This is a genomic window from Nocardia sp. bgisy134, assembly GCF_057708325.1.
The window spans coordinates 164,726-183,755 of record NZ_JBYIRW010000004.1 but is presented as its reverse complement, the minus strand read 5'-3'; the positions used below and the strand labels follow the sequence as shown (position 1 = coordinate 183,755).

Below are 19,030 nucleotides of genomic sequence, written 5' to 3'. Positions count from 1 at the left end.
TTGAACACCATTGTTCAATTAGCGGCTGGAGGGTCCTGATCTGGCGGGGAGGCGCACCGTTTAGCGCTGTCGTCATCTACGGTGCACTCCGGCGGCAGGTGCCGCCGACGAGCGGGCCGATGGATGTTGCGGGTGAGGGAGTAGTGGCTCGTGGCTATTTCGCTGGACCAGGCCGACTCGGTGATCTCGGCCGCTCGTCAGGCGGCAGCCGAGCTGGGGGAGGCCGTCTCGCTTGCGGTCGTGGAGGCCGGCGGCAAACTGGTGGCCTTCGCGTGTATGGACGGCGCACCTCGGTATACGACCGAAATCGCAAAACGCAAGGCAGACACGGCCATTGCGCTCGGATTCGACACAGTGCACATGACCACCGCCACGCCACAGGGACAGCCGCTGGTCGGTGGACCGCAGCAGTCGGGTGCAGACTCACTGGTGCCCAACGGGGCGGTGGCGTGATCATCTGGGTCCGCGGCACGGTTATCGGCGCGCTGGGCGTATACGGCGCGGCCTCCTCGATCGCCGACCACAAGATCGGCACAGTTGCCGTCGCCCAATTGGATTGACGGCCGCCGAAATTCGCCAGCTGGCGGCCCCTTCGCTCCGGGCGCCGAGATGTTGTGGTACCCGCCGAGCGGGAGGGGGAGAACAGCGTGGCGATCGCCTATAGCGAGTCGACGGCCCGACTGCTCGAGTATTGATGGCGGTGTGGCACCAATAATCGCTGGTGGTGGCGTGGCACGATGGGGTTGCCGGCGATCCGAGGGCGCAGTTCATGGCACACCGCATTCCACCGACCGACCGTGAAAGCAGGCAGCGTTCATGAACGGTACCGATTTCCCTGCCCCTGACCAGGGACTACTGGTGACGCACTTTTTGACCGTGTCCGACGTGGGTCGCTCCCGGGCCTTCTACGCCGACATCTTCCACGGCCGGGTGGTGCTCGAGGAGAACCCGTGCATCGTCAAAGTCGCCAACAGCTGGATCATCATGAACCCCGGCGGTGGACCGACCCCCGACAAACCCGATATCGTCCTGCGTCCCCCCGAGCCCACCGATGCCGTTTCGGCGTTCCTGAACGTACGTGTAGCCGACATCGCCGCCTTCTATGCCGACGCACGCCGCAAGGGTGCCGAGTTCCTCACCGAGCCCCTCGACCGCAAAGCCGAAATTCGCTGCTACCTGCGTGATCCGGACGGCTACCTCATCGAGATCGGCCAAGCCACCGGCATGCTCGAAGGTATCTTCGCCGACCGCTGAATCTCCGGTGCGCATCCTGTCATCGGCTCCGCCGCCCGTCCGCGGGTCGTGCGATGAGCGGAGTGTGGATGGCGAATCGCTCTCGTGGATGGCGACAGAGACGCGGGGCTTCGGCCGCCGATGCGTATCTCCTGATTGGACTTACCGCATGTCCACCGTAGGTTCAGGCAGCTCTACCGATGCTTGGCATCGTGCTCTTCGATGTATGTTGGCGCTGCTCACACCTCTGGTAATGTATGCGCCGCTAACTAGACTCTGGCGGTCTGCGAAAGGCTTCGGTGTGGTCGGGACAAGGAGCACGCGGTGAACAAGTACACGGTGAAAGATGGCGGGGCCAAGCTGATGAACCTTGCCCATCGGTTCGTCCTCACGGTCAGCGGGAACAGATTGCTGGCGAACCCATTCGGTATGCCGGTGGTCGAGTTGCACACGACCGGGCGCAAGTCAGGGCTTCCGCGGTCGTGCTACCTGACCGCTCCGGTGCACGACTCCGATCGGGTAGTGCTCGTCGCGTCGAAGGGCGGTGACGATCGGAACCCTGATTGGTATCGAAATCTCCAGTCGCGCCCTGACGCTGAGCTGGTCATCTTCGGCCGTCGGCGCAAAGTGCACGCACGTACCGCGAGTCCGCGGGAGAAGGCGGAGCTCTGGCCGCAGATCATTGCGGCATACAAGGGCTATGCGGACTATCAGCAACGAACCACGCGCGACATCCCCGTGGTGATCTGTGAGCTGCGGGCCTGAGTAGTGGATGCCGCACACCTGGCGGGTTCGGGTGTCGGGTATGCGCGCAGGCCTCGGACATGATGCCCACCCTTGTGCAGGCGTCGGATCGGCGCACGGTGCACCGCCGGTGGCCGGATGTGGGGGGTGGGAGGTCCGGCGACACGGCGGTCACTGTGGACATTCGTCGGTGGCCGTGGTCGGGGTGGACAGCTGGGCAGCAGCGGAGTAAGGCTAGTGGGGCAGTGCCGATACTCGCCTTAGGATCCGATGCACTCGGTGCGGAGGTCCGAGTCAACCACTTCAAAGCGAGCGACGATGGATGAGGGCCCCGGCGCGGCCGCACCCGGTGGTGGTCGCGTGACGGCAACGCAGACCGCGTTGACGGGTTTGGTTGCCCAGTTCGCCGAGCACTGGAAATCATCGAACGAACCGCCCAATCTGTCGGCCCACCTGCCGGGCGATCCTGCGCTGCGGCGGACCGCGCTGATCGAGCTGATCAAAGTGGATCTGCACGAACGCTGGCGGCGTAGCGGCGCCGCGCCGCGCCTTGCCGACTATCGCGCACAGTTCCCAGAACTGTGCGCTACCCCGCTGCCGCCCGATCTCGTCTACGAGGAGATCAGCGCCCGCAGTCGCCGCAACGACGTCGACTTGAGCGAGTACGAGGACGAGTACCCTACCCAGCTGGCCCGCATCACCGAGGGTTTCGATGTCGGCGGCCCACGTACCACGCTGCTGGCCGAGCCCAAGGCGCTCGACGCTCTCGACTCCATCAATCCGGGCGATACCGTCGATGACTTCGATCTGCTGCTGTCGCTGGGTCGCGGTGCCTTCGCGCGCGTATTCCTGGCTCGGCAGCGGTCGATGAGCCGACTGGTCGCGGTGAAGATCTCCCACGATCGCGGTACCGAACCACAGACGCTGGCCCAGCTCGACCACGACCACATCGTCCGGGTCTTCGATCAGCGTCAGATCGCCGAACAGCATCTGAAACTCATGTATATGCAGTACGTACCCGGCGGCACCTTGCTGGACGTGCTGGGACTGCTGCGACGCTGTCCACCGGCCCAACGCGATGGCAAGCTGCTGCTGGAGGCCATCGACGCCGCCATCACGACCGGCGGCGTGCTCGAGCCTCAGCTCTCGGCTGCGCGCGCGGGTCTGGAACGGCTCACCTGGCCGGAAGCGGTCGCGTGGCTGGGCAGCCGCCTCGCGACCGCTCTGGACTACGCCAACCGCCATGGTGTCCTGCACCGCGACATCAAACCCGCGAATGTGCTGCTCGCCGCCGATGGCCAGCCCAAACTGGCCGACTTCAACATCAGCTTCAGTCGGCACCTGCCCGGCGCGAACCCGGTCGCCTACTTCGGTGGGTCCCTGGCCTACATGTCCCCTGAGCAGCTCGAAGCCTGCCACCCCAACCTGGCCACTACTGCCGCCGATCTGGACACCCGCAGCGATCTCTACTCGCTGGCAGTGCTTCTGTGGGAACTACTCACCGGACGGCGACCGTTCGACGATGGGCACAGGGCCGGCGAATCGGAGCAGTCGTTACAAGCGATGATCGATCGACGCCGCCGGCCCATCGACGCGGCCCTGGAGGCCCAGGTGCCCCCCGACTGCCCGGCCGTACTGCATCATGCACTGCTCACCTGCCTTGCACCCGACCCCGCCGACCGATACCCCAACGGCGCCGAACTGGCCAAGAGACTGGAATTGAGTCAGGACCGGACCGCTCGCGACCTGGTCGACCCGCCCGCACACACCCTGCGGGCGCGGCTGCACATGCGGCCGATACCAGTGGTGATTCCGGCAAGCATATTCGGCCAGATCGTGGCCGGGCTCTACCTGTCCTATCACGACGTCCGGCTGATCGAACTCGAACTGGGAGAAAACGCCGCCGGGCAGATGACCCACCTGGGATACGTGGTGATGGCAATCGCCTACCCGGTCGCCGTCGTCGGCCTGCTGTACTGGTGCCGCAAGGTCTTCCTGGTGCCTGACGGCCTGCGCAAGGGCAGGTACTTCGACGAGACCACCCTCGCGCAGGCGCGCGCCGACACCCTCGCCTGCGGCGACCGAATCGCGGCGGTCGCATTCATCGGATGGACCCTGGCCACGATCATCTTCGTGGTGAAGCTCCTGTCGCTCGGGCCGATGCCGATCGGATTGCTGGCGAATCTGATCGCCTCGATCCTCGTCGCGGCCGCGGTGGCGGTCGTGTACACGTACTTTCCCGCCACTTTCTTCGTCATGCGCTGGTACTACCCCGGTCTGGTCGTCGCTGGGCAAACCTCCCCCGACGACGCCATCCGCCTCCATCGGCTGACCCGACGCAGCCGCGTGTATCTGGGTGTGGCAGCGTCGGTTCCGCTGATCGGTGTGCCGGCAGGGCTGATGTTCCTGACTCCACATCAGCAGGCAGCGGTGACCACCCCGATCGTTGCCCTCTGTATCGGTGGGCTCATCGGCTTCGCCGTCGCCCTGCGCACCTTCTACGCCCTGCAGTCGGACCTGGCGGCCCTCGCTCGCATCGTGGAGCCCAATCCCCAGTCCTGACCGCTGGACAACGCTGCCCGCTTGGCCGATCGCGCCGGCTGGCCCGCCACGTCGTAGGCCCACCGCAGGGCGCCGCGCGCAGCGAGGGCGGGACCGGAGTCCACGCCGATTGATCATTCTGCCGGGGGTCTGAGCTGAGACCTCGAGCGGAATCACCGTGTGCAACGCCGCCTCGGATATGGTGCCCACCCTTGTGCAGGCGTCGGATCGCGCACGGGTGCACCGCCGGTGGCCGGATGTGAGGGCGGGAGGTCCGGCGACACGGCAGTGAATTCACGACACCGCGTAGTAGACGGTGGCGGGATGAACTAGCGTGTGGCGTTATGGATTTCGTCTACAACGTCGTGGTCGTGACGCACTTGCTCGGTATGGCCGCGGTGATCGGCGGGTATGCGGCTGGGCAGCCCAAGGTCAACGAGGTGATGGTGTGGGGTGCGCGGGCCCAGATCATCACCGGGATCATCCTGGTCGGGATGGCCGAGTCGATCGCTTCGCTGGACAAAGACCTGAACATGGTGAAGATCGGCGTCAAGCTGGTGATCTCCGTGCTGGTCGCCGCGTTCGCCGAGATGGGGCGCGCCGATGCCAAGCGGGGCAAGGACGTGCCCTGGATGACGCACGCGGCGGGCGGTTTGGGCATCGTGAACGTGTTCGTGGCGGTGCTCTGGAGCTGATCGAGGCGGGAAGCGCTCGGGGCCCGCTGATCGGCGGGCCCCGAGCAACCTCACGACTCGAACAGAGTCTGCCCGAGGTAGCCGCCGGGTTCCGGGACGCCGGGTGGAATCACGAACACCGACGATCCGATCGGCGTCGTCCAGACGTTCAGCGCATCGAAATCGGCCAGCCGCTGCTGCACCGGCAGGTACTGAGCGTCCACGTCGCGCTGGTACGCGGCGAACAGCAGACCCGAGTTGGAGGTCTGGCCCGGCGCGGGGACGTCGTCGTAGTTGTAGCCGCGGCGCAGGAATCGCTCGCCGTCGTGGGTGTGGCGGGCGCGAGCGATGTGCGAGGAAGGCGGGATCACCGGAATGCCGTGCGCGTCGACGGCCGCGAAATCCGGGTCGTCGGATTCCCGGCTGCCGGTGAGCGGGGCGCCGTTGCCGAGCTTGCGCCCGATGGTGAGTTCCCTTCCCTCCGGGTCGATTTCGTCCCAGGTGTCCAGCGCCATCGCGATGCGCCGCAGCACCAGCGAGGTGCCGCCCGCGAGCCAGGGCTGGGCGGCGCCGTCGTCCCAGACCAGCCGGTCGAAGTCTCGCGCGGCGATATTGACCGTGCCATCGACCTGGCCCATCAGATTGCGCGGGGTCTGACCGGGCGCCGCGTCGCGGAACCCGCGCTGCACCCAGCGCACCGTGAGCAGCGAGGTCACGCTCCGGCACAGCACCCGAACGGCGTGCGCGACCGCGGTGGCCTCTTCGGCGCAGATCTGTAGCAGCAAATCGCCGTCGCTCCAGACCGGTTCGAGCCGGTCGATGGTGAACGGCGGCAGCGGCCGCAGCCAGGCGGGCCTGCGGTGCTCCAGACCCGCGGCCGTGAACACCGCGGGACCCAAGCCGACCGTCACCGTGAGCCGCGCCGGGCGCGCCGCCAGCTCGGGTTCGGTGTCGGCGAGCGCCGCGGTGCCCTGAGTGAGGCGGGCGGCGTCGCCGGTCCAGATCCTCATGATGCCCGCGATGTCGTCGCGATCCAGCCCCGGTCGCAGATCGAATCCGACGAATGCCGCGTGTGACTGCGGTGCGGTCGCGATGCCCGCTTGGTGCGGCCCATAGAACGGTGCGGTCGCAGGCGCGGCCCCGTGCGCGCCGGTGTCGCGCCCGGTGAGTGCGACCGCACCGGCCCCGAGGCCGACGGCGCCCGCCGTAGCGGCGCCCCCACCGAGGAGGCGCCTGCGGGTGAAGCCCCGGGGTCTGATCGGCTCAGGCACCGGGCGTGTGGGTCGGTGCGGGCGCGCCCGCGTGATGGTCGCCGTCGGGCACGTAGTTCTCCTGGTTGCCGGGGAAGTCACGCACTTGCGCGGTGAAGGTCATGGTCGAACCGTCGTCGAAGGAGAGCGTGACCGGAGTTTCGGAACCGGTGCGCAGCGGGCCGTTCAACCCCATGAACATGATGTGATCGGCGCCGGGCGCCAGCGCCAGCGACTCGTGCGGGGGAATGACGAAACCGCCCTTCTTCGGACGCATCGTCTTGGTGCCGCTCGCGTCGGCGACCACCTCGTGCAACTCCACCCTGGCGGAGGCGGGACTGGTCGCGGACACCACGGTCAGCGTCTTGTCGCCGGTATTGGTCAGTTCGCCGAACGCGGCCGACATCTCGCTGTCCGCGGCCTTGATCCACTGGTCCTGGATGGTGACGGCGTCGGCGGCCCGGGCCGGGGCGGGCGTGCTGTCGGTGGAGGAACAGGCGACCAGCAGGAGGGGAGCGGCGGCGAGTGCCGCGGTGCCGCGCAGTAGGCGGGAGGGGCGGCGGGTTCGGTTGGTGGAGAACATGGAGAAGCTCCGTTCGAAATCGGGAAGTGAGAGGGGACCGCCATCGGTCTGGGCCGGCGTCGCGTTCGTGCGCGGCAGACACCGGTCGTCGTGCGCTTTGTCTTGTCACACAGCTGATTTGCCGACCGGTCGCGAACGGCCGAGCTCATCGGCAACGAGCGACAACAGGGCATCGTGGTGTCGCTGAGCGGCCGGAACTCGGAATCGAGCTTTCGGACGGCTCGATTCGCGAACCGCATAAACCAGCTCGACTGGAGTTACCGCGCGTCCGTCGCCGACAGCTGCCTCGGATCGACGGTGCGAGCGCGAGTACACACGGGATCGGCCTTCACCACGTCCAGCAGACATGGCGGCAAATCCCTTGTCGGGCAGGGGCGTCGGCGAATATTCGACGCCTGGAACTCGATGGCGGTGTGAGGCCTACCGATAGACCGGTGGCCCCCGGGTTCCCATCCCGGAGCCGAGGAGCAGTTTTCGCGGCATCACGGCGTCGCGCGTGGCGACGAGAACAACCGCGCGAAGCGCGGGCACAGGCATCGCGCCGAGAACCCGCACGGCACGCCGCACACTCGACGCCGCCCTGCCCGCTGCCGCTTCGGCGCCGCGAATCAGCAACGCCCCCACGGGAATCGCCGCGAGGTGGGCGAGGAGCATCAGCGCGGTCGCGTGCGCTCCGTGGTGATGACCGGGGGACATCGTGAGCGCGGTGTGGCCGACGGCCTGTCCGACTGCCAGCAGTCCCATGAGTTCGAGCAGCCCGGCCCGCGTCCGGAGGGAGCCGACGAGCACGCCCACCGCCGCGCAGGCCCCGATCAGCAGGGCGACCGACGACTGCTCGGGCGAGATCACACCACCGCCGAGCGCGTGCGCGGCGATGCTGACCGCCCCCGAGGCGGATCCGACGAAGGCGCCGCGCAGCCGCGTCGCTCCCACCGCCGGTTTACGCACCGGCCCATACTACCGCCGGTCGTAGTCGTCGACCAGACACACTCCCTCGCGGTGGACGACACGCCGTCCCGCGCAGCAGTCGTCGCGACTCCGGCACTGGGCCGAACGGCCCAGCCGGTCGTCCGCTACGCCGGTCTCAGGCGAGCATCGGCAGCAGATCCGGCCGTTTCGGTTGGATGCCGGTGCCGGACGATCGGCCGCGCACCCGGCGGACGACCCACGGGAGCATGTGCTGTGTGGTCCAGGCCAATTCGGTCGCCACGGTCTCGGCCACCGTGCGTCGCACCGGCGGCAACGGGTCGCGCCAGGTCGCGTCGGCGCCGGGAAGCGTCAGGATGTCGGCGACCGCGCGGGCGACGAGGTCGTGGCCGAGCGGGCTCAGGTGCAGGCGGTCGGCGGACCATACCAGCGGATGCGTGGTGGCGGCGACGGGCTCGAAATCGATCAGGGTGAGCCTGTATCGGCTTGCGAGGCGGCGCATCTCGGCGTTGAGCTCGCGCACGCGCGGGGACAGCGGTCGCACGAAGGGCGCGACGCCGCCGATGTCGGGGTAGGTGAAGGTGATCACGCGGGCGCCGGTGGCGGTGAGTTCGCCGAACATGGCGTGCAGATCGGCGAGCAGGGCGGCGCGATCGAAGCGCGGCCGGATGAGGTCGTTCATGCCCGCCATCACGGTGACGAGATCCGGTCGAAGCGCCACGGCGGGGCCGAGTTGTTCGTCGCGGATCTGGGCGGCGCGGCGGCCGCGGATGGCGAGGTTGGCGTAGCGCAGGGTGGGCGTGCCTGCACCGAGCAGTGCGGCGAAGCGGTCGGCCCAGCCGCGGTGTCCGCCCGCGCCGTCGGGGTCTCCGATGCCCTCGGTCTGGCTGTCGCCGAGCGCGACGAAGCGGTGGTAGGAGGGGGCGGATCCGGTGTCCACGTTCGGCTCCTGCAGGTAGGCGGCGACGCGCGCGCACCGGTCACCTCCGGTGCAGCAACATCCTACGAGCGCGGGAGGGTTCGGGCCATTCCAGCGCGGGGCTCCGGAGTGTGTGCGAAGAGGCCACGTCCGTGCACCGCGGGCTCGGCGGTGGACCAGGGCGCCAGGGCGGTGATGAACATGAGTTCGCACCAGGACAGCGCCGGGTTCGCGCCCCGGGCGAGCGTGTCGAGCAGCGACAGTTCCACGTCGTGTCCTTCCCAGGCGGTGCCGAGCCAGCCCGCGTCGAATCGCAGCAGGAATTCGTCCGCGTCCCGCGGCGGCGTCGGCGGAGCGTCGACCGCGAGGTGCACGGCGGCGGCGATCGCGTGTCTGTCGTCGGTGTGAAAGACGCAATGGTCCAACAGCAGGCGTTCGAGGGCCTCGCGCAAGGGCAGGGTGTCGTCGAGATCTTCCGGCCCGGCCGGGCGCACCACGTATTCGACGAGCTCGGCCACGGTGGTCGGATCCCATTCCAGCCGGCCGTAAGTGGCGCACCAGGCGTGGGCGGGGTTGTCGGGTTCGACGACGAGGTCGAGATCGAGCTCCCCGCTCGCGGCGGCTTCGGTGAGCCTGCGTGCGTCCACCTGGCGGGAGGAGACGAGCAGGCGAAGCCTCGCGTGCGCGACTCCGGCCGCGGTTCTGGCTTGCGCCGCGAGCCGGATGCCGTGCAGGGCCGCGATCGTCGCGGGCACCACGCGTTCGCCGCCGCCGGCGTCGCGTCCGAGCGGGCCGTACCAGAGCGGTCGTCCGTAGCGATCGGTCACCGCGAAGGTGCCCGCCACGATGTCTCCGGCGACCGCGAGGGTGATTTCTCGGGCCGGTGCGTCATTCTTGGTCGTCATACCTGTTCCCCGTTCGATGGCGTCCGACAAACTGATCCAAATCGAGAACAGCGGAAGAGTCCATACACTCGCCGGTATCGGAATTGCACTGTCGGGTACCTGCTCCGGTTGGTATCGGAATGGCGGGGGTTCGAAGAATGCCTTTCTCAGGGGAATCGTCGCCGGACGACGGTAGTCATCGATAGTCGAGTAGGGCCGAAACATGGTGCGGCACACGGTCTTAGAAGGGCTCGCGCCGAGAATGTGAGTTGCGCAACACCAGCCTCCTCGTCTTGCGAATACCGGACGTTTTGCTTTTAATTATGCGTGCCCAGCAGGCTTGGGGGATTCAGCTCGACGACGGCGTGGAAACATCGCCGGAGGCGGTCGGCGAGTGGGAGCCGAACCTCGCTGTGGTTCGTATGTCGGGGTTCGTCGAACCATTGTCCTAGGAGCATCGCCTTGCCGATTCAACCTGCCGGGGGAGCCGAAATCAGACAACTACCCTTCCCGACTTTCGGCAGCGTGCTGCGTCGTTTACGCGACGAGCGCCGGATCTCCCGGGAAAAGCTCGCCTTCGAAACCGGGGTCAGCACCAGCTATATCAGTCACCTGGAGAACGGCGTGCGCGCGAATCCCACCCGTTCGGTGGTGGAAGCGCTGGTGCGTTACCTGCGGAACATCCGCGCGATCAGCGGAGCGGAACTCCGCTACCTGTTCGATCTCGCCGGGCTCAGCACCATCGACTATCCGGGCGTCGACGCGTTGCGAGCCGAGATCTCCTCGGATATGCGGCACCGTCTCACGTTGCACGAACCGACGCTGGCCGCCTATCTCGACACCCGCTGGAATGTGCTGGCGTGCAACGATTCTTTCGCCGCTGCCTTTCCCGGAATCGACGCTGAAGTCAGTCTGCTGCATTGGTTGTTCGGCAGCGATATCGCCCGCGGCGTGCTGGTCGAATGGGAGGCGGAAGCCCGGGTTTTCGTGCACTGGTTGCGCGGGCTGTCCGGACAGGAACCGGAGGCCACATGGCCGGGCGATGTGCTCGCCGAGTTGGCGGAGTATCCGGATTTTCGCCGGCTGTGGCACGAGGGGAATGTCGCCTACGGGCGCGATCGACCGGAAATGCTGATCGCCGACCCCGCCACCGGCCGGGCCGATCGCGTCGCCGTCCAAGTCTTTCGCCTGGATTCGGGAAACTATCCCGGCCGTATCCAGTTCTTCGTCGGCACCCGCCTGCCGTAGCCGATCGAAATCGGTTGAGCGATGGACGCCGGAGGATCGGTCAGAACGGCTCGAATCCGGCTCCGGGCCCGCCCGCCCGATCGATATCGTGGAGCACCTTGCCGATTTGCGTCGCCACCGCCGGATCGTGCACCGCCACCTGGGGATGCTGACACGCCACGTCGAACACCGTCACCCCGAACGCCGAGACGCCCGTGTGGCCGATGTTCATGCCCACCAGGCGATCACCGACCGTGACAGGCCCGCCGGAATCACCTGGCTGCGAACAGACCTGATTGCGGAACCACTCCTCGTTCTGATCCCACACGACGCCGCAGCCGTGGCCGGAGGTGCGTCCGTTCTTGCAGACGATCGTGCCCGGCGCGGGCGGTCCGCCGATGTCGGCGATCACGGTCCCGCCCACGCTGCGCAGCGGGACGACGCGTTCGCGGTCGAACTCGATGACGGCATAGTCGTCCCAGCGGTCGACCTGTACTACGGTGCCGACGGGGCCCACCCAGGGCGCGTGCTCGGCCCGCACTGGTATGCCCGGCATGGTGCAGTGTCCGGCCGTCAATCCGACGAGACGCCCGGCGTTGTCGTAGCCGATCGTGGTCAGCGTGCAGGCCGCCGACTGGCCGAGCACGATGCCCGATCCGCCGCCGAGGACGGCGGGCTCGACCGCGGACGCGCGCCCTGGCGACATGATGGCGATGAGCATCGCGGACACCGCGGTCAGCACGATGCGAGTGACACCCGACCGTCGCGTTGTGGGCCGGACCTGTTGCGTTGGCGCCGGATTCATGAGCGTCGGGCCGCGGCCGCGGGGTGGATGTTGTGATGCAGGTGGAAGACGTTGCGCGGGTCGTATTCCAGCTTGACGGACGCCAGCCGGGCATAGTTCTCCCGGCCGTAGCCTGCGATCACCCGGTCCATCCCCTCGTCGCCGATGAAGTTGAGGTACACCGATCCGGTGGAGAAGGGCCGCATCGCGGCGATGGAGTCGCGGACCCATGCGATGCCCGCCGCGTCGTCGGCGGCGTCCTCCCACAGACCGAACGGATGGACCACCCACGCGGCGCTTCGGTGGGGTTGCGGCCAGTTCTGCGCGCCGGCCGCGACGGCGCCGCCCCACGGCAGGAGCAGACTCTGCGAGGCGGTGGGGACGAGCATGGTCATCCCCTGTTCGTCGAACCGTCGCAGTGCCTCGTCGGGCAGGGCGGTGAGGTGTTCGCCGGACCAGTAGTTGCGCAGGCCCGGTGGATCGTCGAGCGCGCACTGGATGTCGCAGTAGGGCATTTCGGTGAGCAGCTCGCCGTCCGGTTTCAGCGCCAGCATCGGCGCGAGGACGTCGCGCAGTTCGGCCGCGGTGCCCGCATAGATGCCGATGCACACCACCAATCGCTTGCCCTGGAGTTCGGCGGGGACGAACTCCTCCGGTGGTCCGGTCAGGTAGGCGACGGCCCCGCCGAGGTCTTCGGTGACGCCGCGCACGACGAGGTCGCGGTAGGCGGCGAGGACGTCGGGTCCGTGCTCGGCTTCCCAGAACAACAGGGCCAGCGAGGTCACCGGCAGCGGGTGCAGCCCGAAGGTGAGTCGGGTGGCCACCCCGAAGTTCCCGCCGCCGCCGTGCAGCGCCCAGAACAGGTCGGGATGTTCGTCCTCGGATGCGTGGATCTCGATGCCGTCGGCGGTGACGAGGTCGACGGCGAGCAGGCTGTCGGACGCCAATCCGAACTTGCGCTCCAACCACCCGGAGCCGCCGCCCAGGGTCAGCCCGGCCACGCCGGTGCTCGACACCCGGCCGCCGGTGGTGCCGAGGCCGTGCGGCTGGCAGGCGCGATCGAAGTCCGACCACGTGGCGCCGCCCTCGACGACGGCGGTGCGCGCGTTCGGGTCGATGGTGACCGAGCGCATGCCGCGCAGGTCGATGACCAGTCCGCCTTCGGTGAGGCTCGCGCCTGCGACGCTGTGGCCGCCGCCGCGCACGGCCACCTCCAGACCCGTGCGGTCGGCGAAGGCCAGCGCGGCGCGGACGTCCTCGGTGCCGGTGCACTGCGCGATCATCGCGGGCCTGCGGTCGACCATCGCGTTGAAGATCGTCCGCGCCGCGTCGTAACCGGGATCGTCGGGTGTCAGCACCGAACCAGCGAACTGGTGCCGCAGGTCCGCAGCGGCTGCGTAAGGAGAGTGCGTGGTCATATCGCCTCCGTGTCACCGGCGTGGGCATCGTGTCGGCAAACTTCGGTCGGGTCAGTCACGCTACGCGCGCGGATGCGGGGGTTGGCGTGGTTGTCGAGAGCGATGCCGAGATGCAATCCGGCCGCGACGGGGCCTTTCGGGGCGGCGGGCGCCTCGGTGCGGAGGGGTGTCGTGGGGGATCGGGCCGGTGGCAGTGCAGGCTGATGCGCGCGGTAAATGGCTGGCTACCAATGGGTTCGGTGTACCGCGCGGCGCGGCTCGCTCGTCCGGTCGGTCCCGGCGGCCGTCGGCGGCGGGCGTGGCGATGCCGAGACCGGACCCGGTCGTCCCGTTGCGGCGCGGACACGGTTCGGTCTCGGGACGGTCGCGAAGGTCGGGTCAGCCCGCGCCGCGCGCGTTGTACACCGTGAGCCCGCGCTCGACCGTCATCCGGCGGTACTCGCCGAACACCTCGACCGCCCGCTCGCGCAGCACGCCGGAGGTCACCGCGATGCCGCGGAGTTCCAGTTGCTCGGACCAGTCCGCGCGCATCGGGCCTTCGTCGAACCCGGTGAGCTGTTCCAGCTCCGGGCCTTCGCCCGCGATGACGAGCCGTCGCACACCCGACCAGAGCACCGCGCCGTAGCACTGCGCGCACGGACGCCAGTTCACCACGAGTTCCCGCCGGGGCGATCCGGCCGCGCCAAGGTCCCAGCCGCCGACCCTGGTCTGCGCGAGCGACAGGGCGACGATCTCGGCGTGCGCTGCGGAAATGCGACTGTCGAGCACCAGATTGACCCCGGCCGCGAGCAACTCTCCCGAATCGGTGTCGACGACGAGGGCCGCGAACGGCCCGCCGGAGCCTTCCACGGGATTGCGGGCGGCGAGGCGGTGCGCGAGCGCCATGCGATCGGCATCGGTGGGCAGTGTCGCGGGCGCGGCGGCCAGTTCCTCGATCACCCATTCCGGTAACCGCGCCCCATACGAGCAGGGCATCCGCGAGACGTCCACGGCGCTCCCCTTTCCTCGGCGGTGCTGCTCACGACCAGGCTAGAGACGATCGATTGCGGGGCCATTGCCGGTTCGAGTCCTCCGGATGACGGGCTCCACCTTGGGTTTCCCGTCGCGGAGGGTCAGGGCTTGATGACGAGGCACGCCAGGTCGGTGCCGCCATGGGGGCTTGCGCCTAGCCGTATAGCAGCGATAGTCCCATCATTCCGACAGTCGCCGCGGAGACGAACGCCCCGCCGCCGATGAGAATGGCCTTCGGAACCGGGTTGCTCGCGGCCCTGGCGCAGATTGCCGCCACCAGCCCGACGATGACGGCGATCAGCACCACCACGACCAAGCCGACGATCACCGGGCCCCTGGAATTGCTCTCCATTGTGGAATTCCTCGGTTTGTGAAACACCTTGACGTATCACGTAATTGGGCTCGATCGGGAGGTCAGGCGGGCGCATCGCCCCGATCATCGGAGAGCCTAGGTCGACCAGGAGCGAGATGCAAGAACAGCTGTAAGCACATCTGCAAGTACAGAATCTGTTCGAATGGTTTTCGAACATTTCGTGGTGGCGCGCACGGAATCTCCACAATTGCCGACACTGCTCTCCACAGCGGGTGGTTAGGGTTCCGAGCATGGAGCTTCGGAATGTCGAGCGCGGCGTCGCGGCCAACGGGCACGCGGCGCGGCGGATTCTGGTGGTGGACGACGAGGTGACCATCGCCGAATCCGTCGCCGCGCGGCTGCGGGCGGAGGGGTACACCGTCGAACTGGCGCACGACGGCCCAGGCGCGGTGGCCGCGGTCGAGGCGAGCGAGCCCGACCTGGTGGTGCTGGACGTGATGCTGCCCGGCTTCGACGGACTCGAGGTGTGCAGGCGCATCCAAGCCGGGCGCGGAGTGCCGGTGCTCATGCTGACCGCCCGGACCGACGAGACCGACCAGCTGGTCGGTCTCGGCGTCGGCGCGGACGACTACCTCACGAAACCGTTCTCGCTGCGCGTTCTCGCGGCGCGGGTCCACGCTCTGCTGCGCCGCGTCGAGCGCGCCGCCGACCGGGAGAACGCCGCGATCGTCGTCGGTGATCTGCGCATCGATCTGGAGCAGCATCGCGTCTGGCGCGGCGAGGCCGAAGCCAAACTGACCCCGCTCGAATTCGAGCTGCTCGTCCGGCTGGCGCGGCGGCCGCGCGCGGTGCTGGCTCGGGAACGTCTGCTCGAGGAGGTGTGGGACTGGGCCGATGCCGCGGGCACCCGCGCGGTCGACAGCCACGTGAAGGCGTTGCGGCGCAAGCTCGGCGCGGACCTGATTCGCACGGTGCACGGCGTCGGGTACGCCCTGGAGGCGCGATGAATTCCGACGCTTCGCGGTCCGAACTTCTCGCTCGCCGCTGCCGCGAGTTCGCTGACGTGGTGGCGGAAGTGTTGCCGCGGCCGCTGGATCCGATCCGGTCGATCAAGCTGAAGCTGGCAATCCTGATGGTGGTGTCGGGCGGTGTCGCGTTCGCGTTCTTCCGCTTCCAGATCGGCTGGCTGCCGCCGCGCACGACCCTGACCGCGGTTCTGATCGCCCTGGCAACCTCGCAGGTTCTGGCGCACGGTATCACACGGCCGCTGCGTGAGATGACCGCGGCCGCCCAGCGCATGGCCCAGGGCGATTACACCCGCCGGGTACGAGCGAGTTCCCGTGACGAGGTGGGTCAGCTGGCCGAGGCGTTCAATCGGATGGCCGCCGACCTCGCGGCCGTGGACCAGCAGCGCCGCGACCTCATCGCCAACGTCTCGCACGAGTTGCGCACACCGATCACCGCCTTGCGCGCGGTGCTGGAGAACCTGGTCGACGGTGTCTCCGAACCCGATCCCGGCACCCTGCGCACCGCGCTCGCGCAGACCGAACGGCTCGGGCTGCTGGTCTCCGAACTGCTCGACCTGTCCAGCATCGAGGCGGGCGCACGGTCGCTGGACCGCGAGGACCTGCCGGTCGCGCCGCTACTCGCCGAGGTGGTCGCCGAGGCCGAGGTGATGGCGGCGGCGCTCGGCCGCGGCGTGCGATTCAGCGCCGACGTCCAGCCCGGCAGCGCGCGCGTCGACGCGGACCGCGCACGTCTGCATCAAGTGCTGATCAACCTGCTCGACAACGCCGCGCGGCACGGCCCGGCGGGCGGTGAAGTGCGGATCACCGCCCGCGCGCAGCATGGCGAACTCCTCATCGACGTCGAGGACGAGGGGCCGGGCATCCCGCTCGCGGAACGGGCCGCCGTCTTCGATCGCTTCACCCGCGGCGGGCGAAGCAACGGCGGCGGCACCGGACTCGGTCTCGCCATCTCCCGCTGGCTGGTCGACCTGCACGGCGGCACCATCGCCGTGGCCGACCCAGGCTCCCGCATCCGCGTGGTCCTGCCCGCCCCCTGACGGGCCGGACCCGACCGGCAATCCATCCACCGCAACCTGGACCGCCACGAGGTCCCGGGGCGATCACGCACACCCGAAAGACGGAGGGGAACATGACCAAAGAACAGACCGAACGGAACGATTCGTCTGATTCGTCATCGAAAGAAGGTGTTCCGACGTCTTCGGCCGCACCCGGTGCCGCCGAATCCATCGGCGCGCAAACCGGCGTGCCGAAATCTCGGACCACGGTGACCGAAAGCGAGGCGGCGGCCTCGGCAGAGGCCGTGGCACCGAAGAGCGGGACATCCGCCAGCATTTCCGCCGACGCCGAGACCGTCGCTCCTCGAGGCACGCAGGCCGAGGGGAAGGTCGCGTCGATCGCCGACACCCACACCGAGACATCCGAGACGGTCGACAATCCCGAGAAACCCGCGGACCCCGTCTCGAAAGATCCTGCCACCTCGTCGAATTCGCACGACGGCATGCCCCGGCCGATGACGCCGGTCACCGTGCGCTTCGGCCCACCGCCGATACCCCGATGGCGCAAGGTCAACTATCCGCGCGCGGTGCTCCCCGCCGCGGCCGTCGCAGGCGTCGCCGCGGCGGTGACGATTCCGTGGGATCGTCCCGGCATCGGGTGGGTTCTCGCGGGTGTGATCGCCGCGGGCGCTGTGTTCGAGGTCGATCGCCGTGCGCGCCAGGGTGCCGAACAGAAAGCCGCCGACCGTTCGATACTCGCTCTGCTGCGCCGCAATCCGGCGCGGCTGTGGTGGACCGCGCTCGCCTTGACACTGCTGGCGGTGGGAGTGGTGCGGGCGGCGGGATGGTTGTTCGCGCTGTGCGTGCTTGCCGCCGTGATCGCAGGTTCGCTGGCGGTGGTGCCGCGCCGGTCGGTGCACGGCCTCGGGTACGACGCGATAGCGGTGCCGCTGGAGACGGTGTCTGCGGCGCTGTGGGTGTACGACGGCGCGCGTCGCCTGCCCGATGTGCGGACGGCGCGCACGTGGCGGGCCGGGCTGTCGGTGGGCGCGACCATCGCGCTGCTCGCGGTGTTCGCGCCGCTGCTCGGCAGCGCCGATGCGACGTTCGGCTCGATGCTCGACCGGTTGGTACCCACGGTGGAAGCGGAGCCGCTCGTGCGGTGGACGCTGGTCTCCGGGGCGGTGGCACTCGGCTGCGTCGCCGCGATGTTCCTGCTGGCCGGGCCGCCGATGTCGGCGGATTCGGCGGCGCGCGAAGCGGTTTCGGGTCGCACGCTGAGCCGGTGGGAGTGGGCACTGCCGGTGGGCGCGCTGACGGCGTTGTTCGCGGCGTTCGTCGCCGCGCAGTTCGCGGCGCTGTTCGGCGGCGACGACTACGTGCAGGAGACCGCGGGCCTCACCTACGCGGAGTACGCGCGCAGCGGATTCTGGCAGCTGTCCATCGTCACCATGCTGGCGCTGGCGGTGATCCTCGCGGTGCTGCGGTGGGCGGCCCAGGATTCGGCGCGCGACCGGACGTGGTTGCGCGCGCTGCTCGGCGCGGTGAGCACGCTGTCGCTGGTGCTGGTCGCGTCCGCGCTGGGCCGCATGTGGATCTATCAGCAGGCCTACGGGTTCACGGTGCTTCGCCTGCTGGTGGAGGTCAGCGAGTTGTGGCTCGGGCTGATCTACGTGCTCGTGCTCGCCGCAGTGGTCCGGTTGCGCCGCGCGTGGCTGCCGCGCGCCGCGGTCGGCACGGCCCTCGCGACACTGCTGGCGCTGGCGATCCTGAATCCGGAACGCTTGGTCGCCGAGCGCAACATCGACCGCTGGGTGGACGGAAAGCGGCTCGACACGGAGTATCTGAGCACACTCTCGCCCGATGTCCTGCCCGCGCTCGACCGGCTTCCCGAGCCGATGCGGGCTGAGGTGTTCGCACCGATCCGGGAGGACCTGCCCGCGGACACCTGGCAGAGCTGGAATCTGTCCCGCGCCGCCGCGCGCTGAACTCAGCGCCTGTGCGTGCCGATCGCGAGCCGCACCGCGTCGGTGGGGTCGGTGGCGGTGAGCGTGGCCCGCAGGGGTTCGCCGGCGGCGTCCAGGATCTGCCAGCCGCCGAGCGAGACGACCGGGATGTCGCCGCGGTGGCGGGCCAGCGCCAGTTCGGACAGGGTGCCCCAGGAGCCGCCGATGACGATCACCGCGTCGGCCGAGCGCACCAGGATCGCGTTGCGCGCCTCGCCCATGTTCGTGAACAGCACGGCGGACAGACCGGGGCAGGCCGCGTCGCGGTCGAGATCGGGGCGCACTCCAATCACCAGCCCGCCCGCCCGCGACGCGCCGTCGGCGACGGCGGCCATCACCCCTTCGCCACCGCCGCACAGCACGGTCGCGCCCGCGGCGGCGAGCAATCTGCCGACCTCGGTGGCGTTCGCGGCGTCGGCGCGGGTGCACGCGGTGGGCCCGCACACGGCGACCTGCTTGGCGTGGGTGCGGCGGATCGTCAGCGCTGCCATAC

19 protein-coding genes are annotated in these 19,030 nt (G+C 68.8%); 9 read left to right on the top strand and 10 right to left on the bottom strand.

All coding sequences use genetic code 11. The features are described 5' to 3' along the window. The first annotated feature begins 150 nt into the window (after window positions 1-150). The 5 genes from AC3ERS_RS09780 (at window position 151) to AC3ERS_RS09760 (ending at window position 5,213) form a co-directional block, all read left to right on the top strand. A complete protein-coding gene (locus tag AC3ERS_RS09780; protein WP_431965749.1) occupies window positions 151-453 on the top strand; it encodes a GlcG/HbpS family heme-binding protein in 303 nt (100 codons plus the stop codon). A gap of 405 nt (window positions 454-858) precedes the next feature. Beyond that, complete coding sequence (locus AC3ERS_RS09775) at window positions 859-1,254, top strand: VOC family protein (protein WP_431965747.1); 396 nt, start codon at window positions 859-861, stop codon at window positions 1,252-1,254. 342 nt (window positions 1,255-1,596) lie between these two features. Further along, the gene (locus tag AC3ERS_RS09770) at window positions 1,597-1,998 is read left to right on the top strand and encodes a nitroreductase/quinone reductase family protein (RefSeq protein WP_431966165.1); all 402 of its coding nucleotides are present in this window, start codon (window positions 1,597-1,599) and stop codon (window positions 1,996-1,998) included. 339 nt (window positions 1,999-2,337) lie between these two features. Further along, window positions 2,338-4,539 (top strand): serine/threonine-protein kinase, encoded by a 2,202-nt coding sequence (locus tag AC3ERS_RS09765; protein WP_431965745.1) that lies wholly within the window; start codon window positions 2,338-2,340, stop codon window positions 4,537-4,539. 323 nt (window positions 4,540-4,862) lie between these two features. Then, window positions 4,863-5,213 carry a hypothetical protein gene (locus tag AC3ERS_RS09760; RefSeq protein ID WP_431965743.1) on the top strand — a complete coding sequence of 117 codons (351 nt, stop codon included), beginning with the start codon at window positions 4,863-4,865 and terminating at the stop codon, window positions 5,211-5,213. Between the two features lie 50 nt (window positions 5,214-5,263). On the opposite strand, the gene AC3ERS_RS09755 is transcribed toward AC3ERS_RS09760, so the two are convergent. From AC3ERS_RS09755 to AC3ERS_RS09735, 5 genes are all read right to left on the bottom strand, one after another. After that, entirely contained in the window at window positions 5,264-6,463 is a 1,200-nt protein-coding gene (locus AC3ERS_RS09755) for a Dyp-type peroxidase (RefSeq protein ID WP_431965741.1), read from the bottom strand. Then, a complete protein-coding gene (locus tag AC3ERS_RS09750; protein ID WP_431965739.1) occupies window positions 6,456-7,025 on the bottom strand; it encodes a copper chaperone PCu(A)C in 570 nt (189 codons plus the stop codon). The genes AC3ERS_RS09755 and AC3ERS_RS09750 overlap by 8 nt, the downstream gene beginning before the upstream one ends. A gap of 420 nt (window positions 7,026-7,445) precedes the next feature. Then, window positions 7,446-7,973 carry a hypothetical protein gene (locus AC3ERS_RS09745; RefSeq protein WP_431965737.1) on the bottom strand — a complete coding sequence of 176 codons (528 nt, stop codon included), beginning with the start codon at window positions 7,971-7,973 and terminating at the stop codon, window positions 7,446-7,448. A 136-nt stretch (window positions 7,974-8,109) separates the two neighbouring features. Continuing rightward, entirely contained in the window at window positions 8,110-8,892 is a 783-nt protein-coding gene (locus tag AC3ERS_RS09740; RefSeq protein ID WP_431965735.1) for an SGNH/GDSL hydrolase family protein, read from the bottom strand. 62 nt (window positions 8,893-8,954) lie between these two features. Beyond that, the gene (locus tag AC3ERS_RS09735) at window positions 8,955-9,776 is read right to left on the bottom strand and encodes a hypothetical protein (protein WP_431965733.1); all 822 of its coding nucleotides are present in this window, start codon (window positions 9,774-9,776) and stop codon (window positions 8,955-8,957) included. A gap of 441 nt (window positions 9,777-10,217) precedes the next feature. Here AC3ERS_RS09735 and AC3ERS_RS09730 point away from each other — a divergent pair, with 441 nt between their 5' ends. Next, window positions 10,218-11,003, top strand: a complete 786-nt coding sequence (locus tag AC3ERS_RS09730; RefSeq protein WP_431965731.1) for a helix-turn-helix domain-containing protein — start codon at window positions 10,218-10,220, stop codon at window positions 11,001-11,003. A gap of 40 nt (window positions 11,004-11,043) precedes the next feature. On the opposite strand, the gene AC3ERS_RS09725 is transcribed toward AC3ERS_RS09730, so the two are convergent. The 4 genes from AC3ERS_RS09725 to AC3ERS_RS09710 all read right to left on the bottom strand — a co-directional run bounded on the left by AC3ERS_RS09725 (window position 11,044) and on the right by AC3ERS_RS09710 (window position 14,547). Then, entirely contained in the window at window positions 11,044-11,724 is a 681-nt protein-coding gene (locus AC3ERS_RS09725; protein WP_431965729.1) for a S1 family peptidase, read from the bottom strand. A gap of 59 nt (window positions 11,725-11,783) precedes the next feature. After that, window positions 11,784-13,184, bottom strand: coding sequence for an FAD-binding oxidoreductase (locus AC3ERS_RS09720; protein ID WP_431965727.1), 1,401 nt, complete (start codon window positions 13,182-13,184; stop codon window positions 11,784-11,786). 378 nt (window positions 13,185-13,562) lie between these two features. Then, complete coding sequence (locus tag AC3ERS_RS09715) at window positions 13,563-14,174, bottom strand: nucleoside deaminase (protein WP_431965725.1); 612 nt, start codon at window positions 14,172-14,174, stop codon at window positions 13,563-13,565. 175 nt (window positions 14,175-14,349) lie between these two features. Then, the gene (locus AC3ERS_RS09710) at window positions 14,350-14,547 is read right to left on the bottom strand and encodes a hypothetical protein (protein ID WP_431965723.1); all 198 of its coding nucleotides are present in this window, start codon (window positions 14,545-14,547) and stop codon (window positions 14,350-14,352) included. Between the two features lie 251 nt (window positions 14,548-14,798). Here AC3ERS_RS09710 and AC3ERS_RS09705 point away from each other — a divergent pair, with 251 nt between their 5' ends. The 3 genes from AC3ERS_RS09705 to AC3ERS_RS09695 all read left to right on the top strand — a co-directional run bounded on the left by AC3ERS_RS09705 (window position 14,799) and on the right by AC3ERS_RS09695 (window position 18,519). Further along, window positions 14,799-15,515: a response regulator gene (locus AC3ERS_RS09705; RefSeq protein ID WP_431965721.1), complete on the top strand. Its 717-nt coding sequence runs from the start codon at window positions 14,799-14,801 to the stop codon at window positions 15,513-15,515. A gap of 125 nt (window positions 15,516-15,640) precedes the next feature. Continuing rightward, entirely contained in the window at window positions 15,641-16,573 is a 933-nt protein-coding gene (locus tag AC3ERS_RS09700; RefSeq protein ID WP_431966163.1) for a HAMP domain-containing sensor histidine kinase, read from the top strand. Window positions 16,574-16,665: 92 nt separating this feature from the next. Continuing rightward, complete coding sequence (locus tag AC3ERS_RS09695) at window positions 16,666-18,519, top strand: DUF4153 domain-containing protein (protein WP_431965719.1); 1,854 nt, start codon at window positions 16,666-16,668, stop codon at window positions 18,517-18,519. A 2-nt stretch (window positions 18,520-18,521) separates the two neighbouring features. On the opposite strand, the gene AC3ERS_RS09690 is transcribed toward AC3ERS_RS09695, so the two are convergent. Continuing rightward, entirely contained in the window at window positions 18,522-19,028 is a 507-nt protein-coding gene (locus tag AC3ERS_RS09690) for an SLOG cluster 4 domain-containing protein (protein WP_431965717.1), read from the bottom strand. Between the last annotated feature and the right edge of the window lie 2 nt (window positions 19,029-19,030).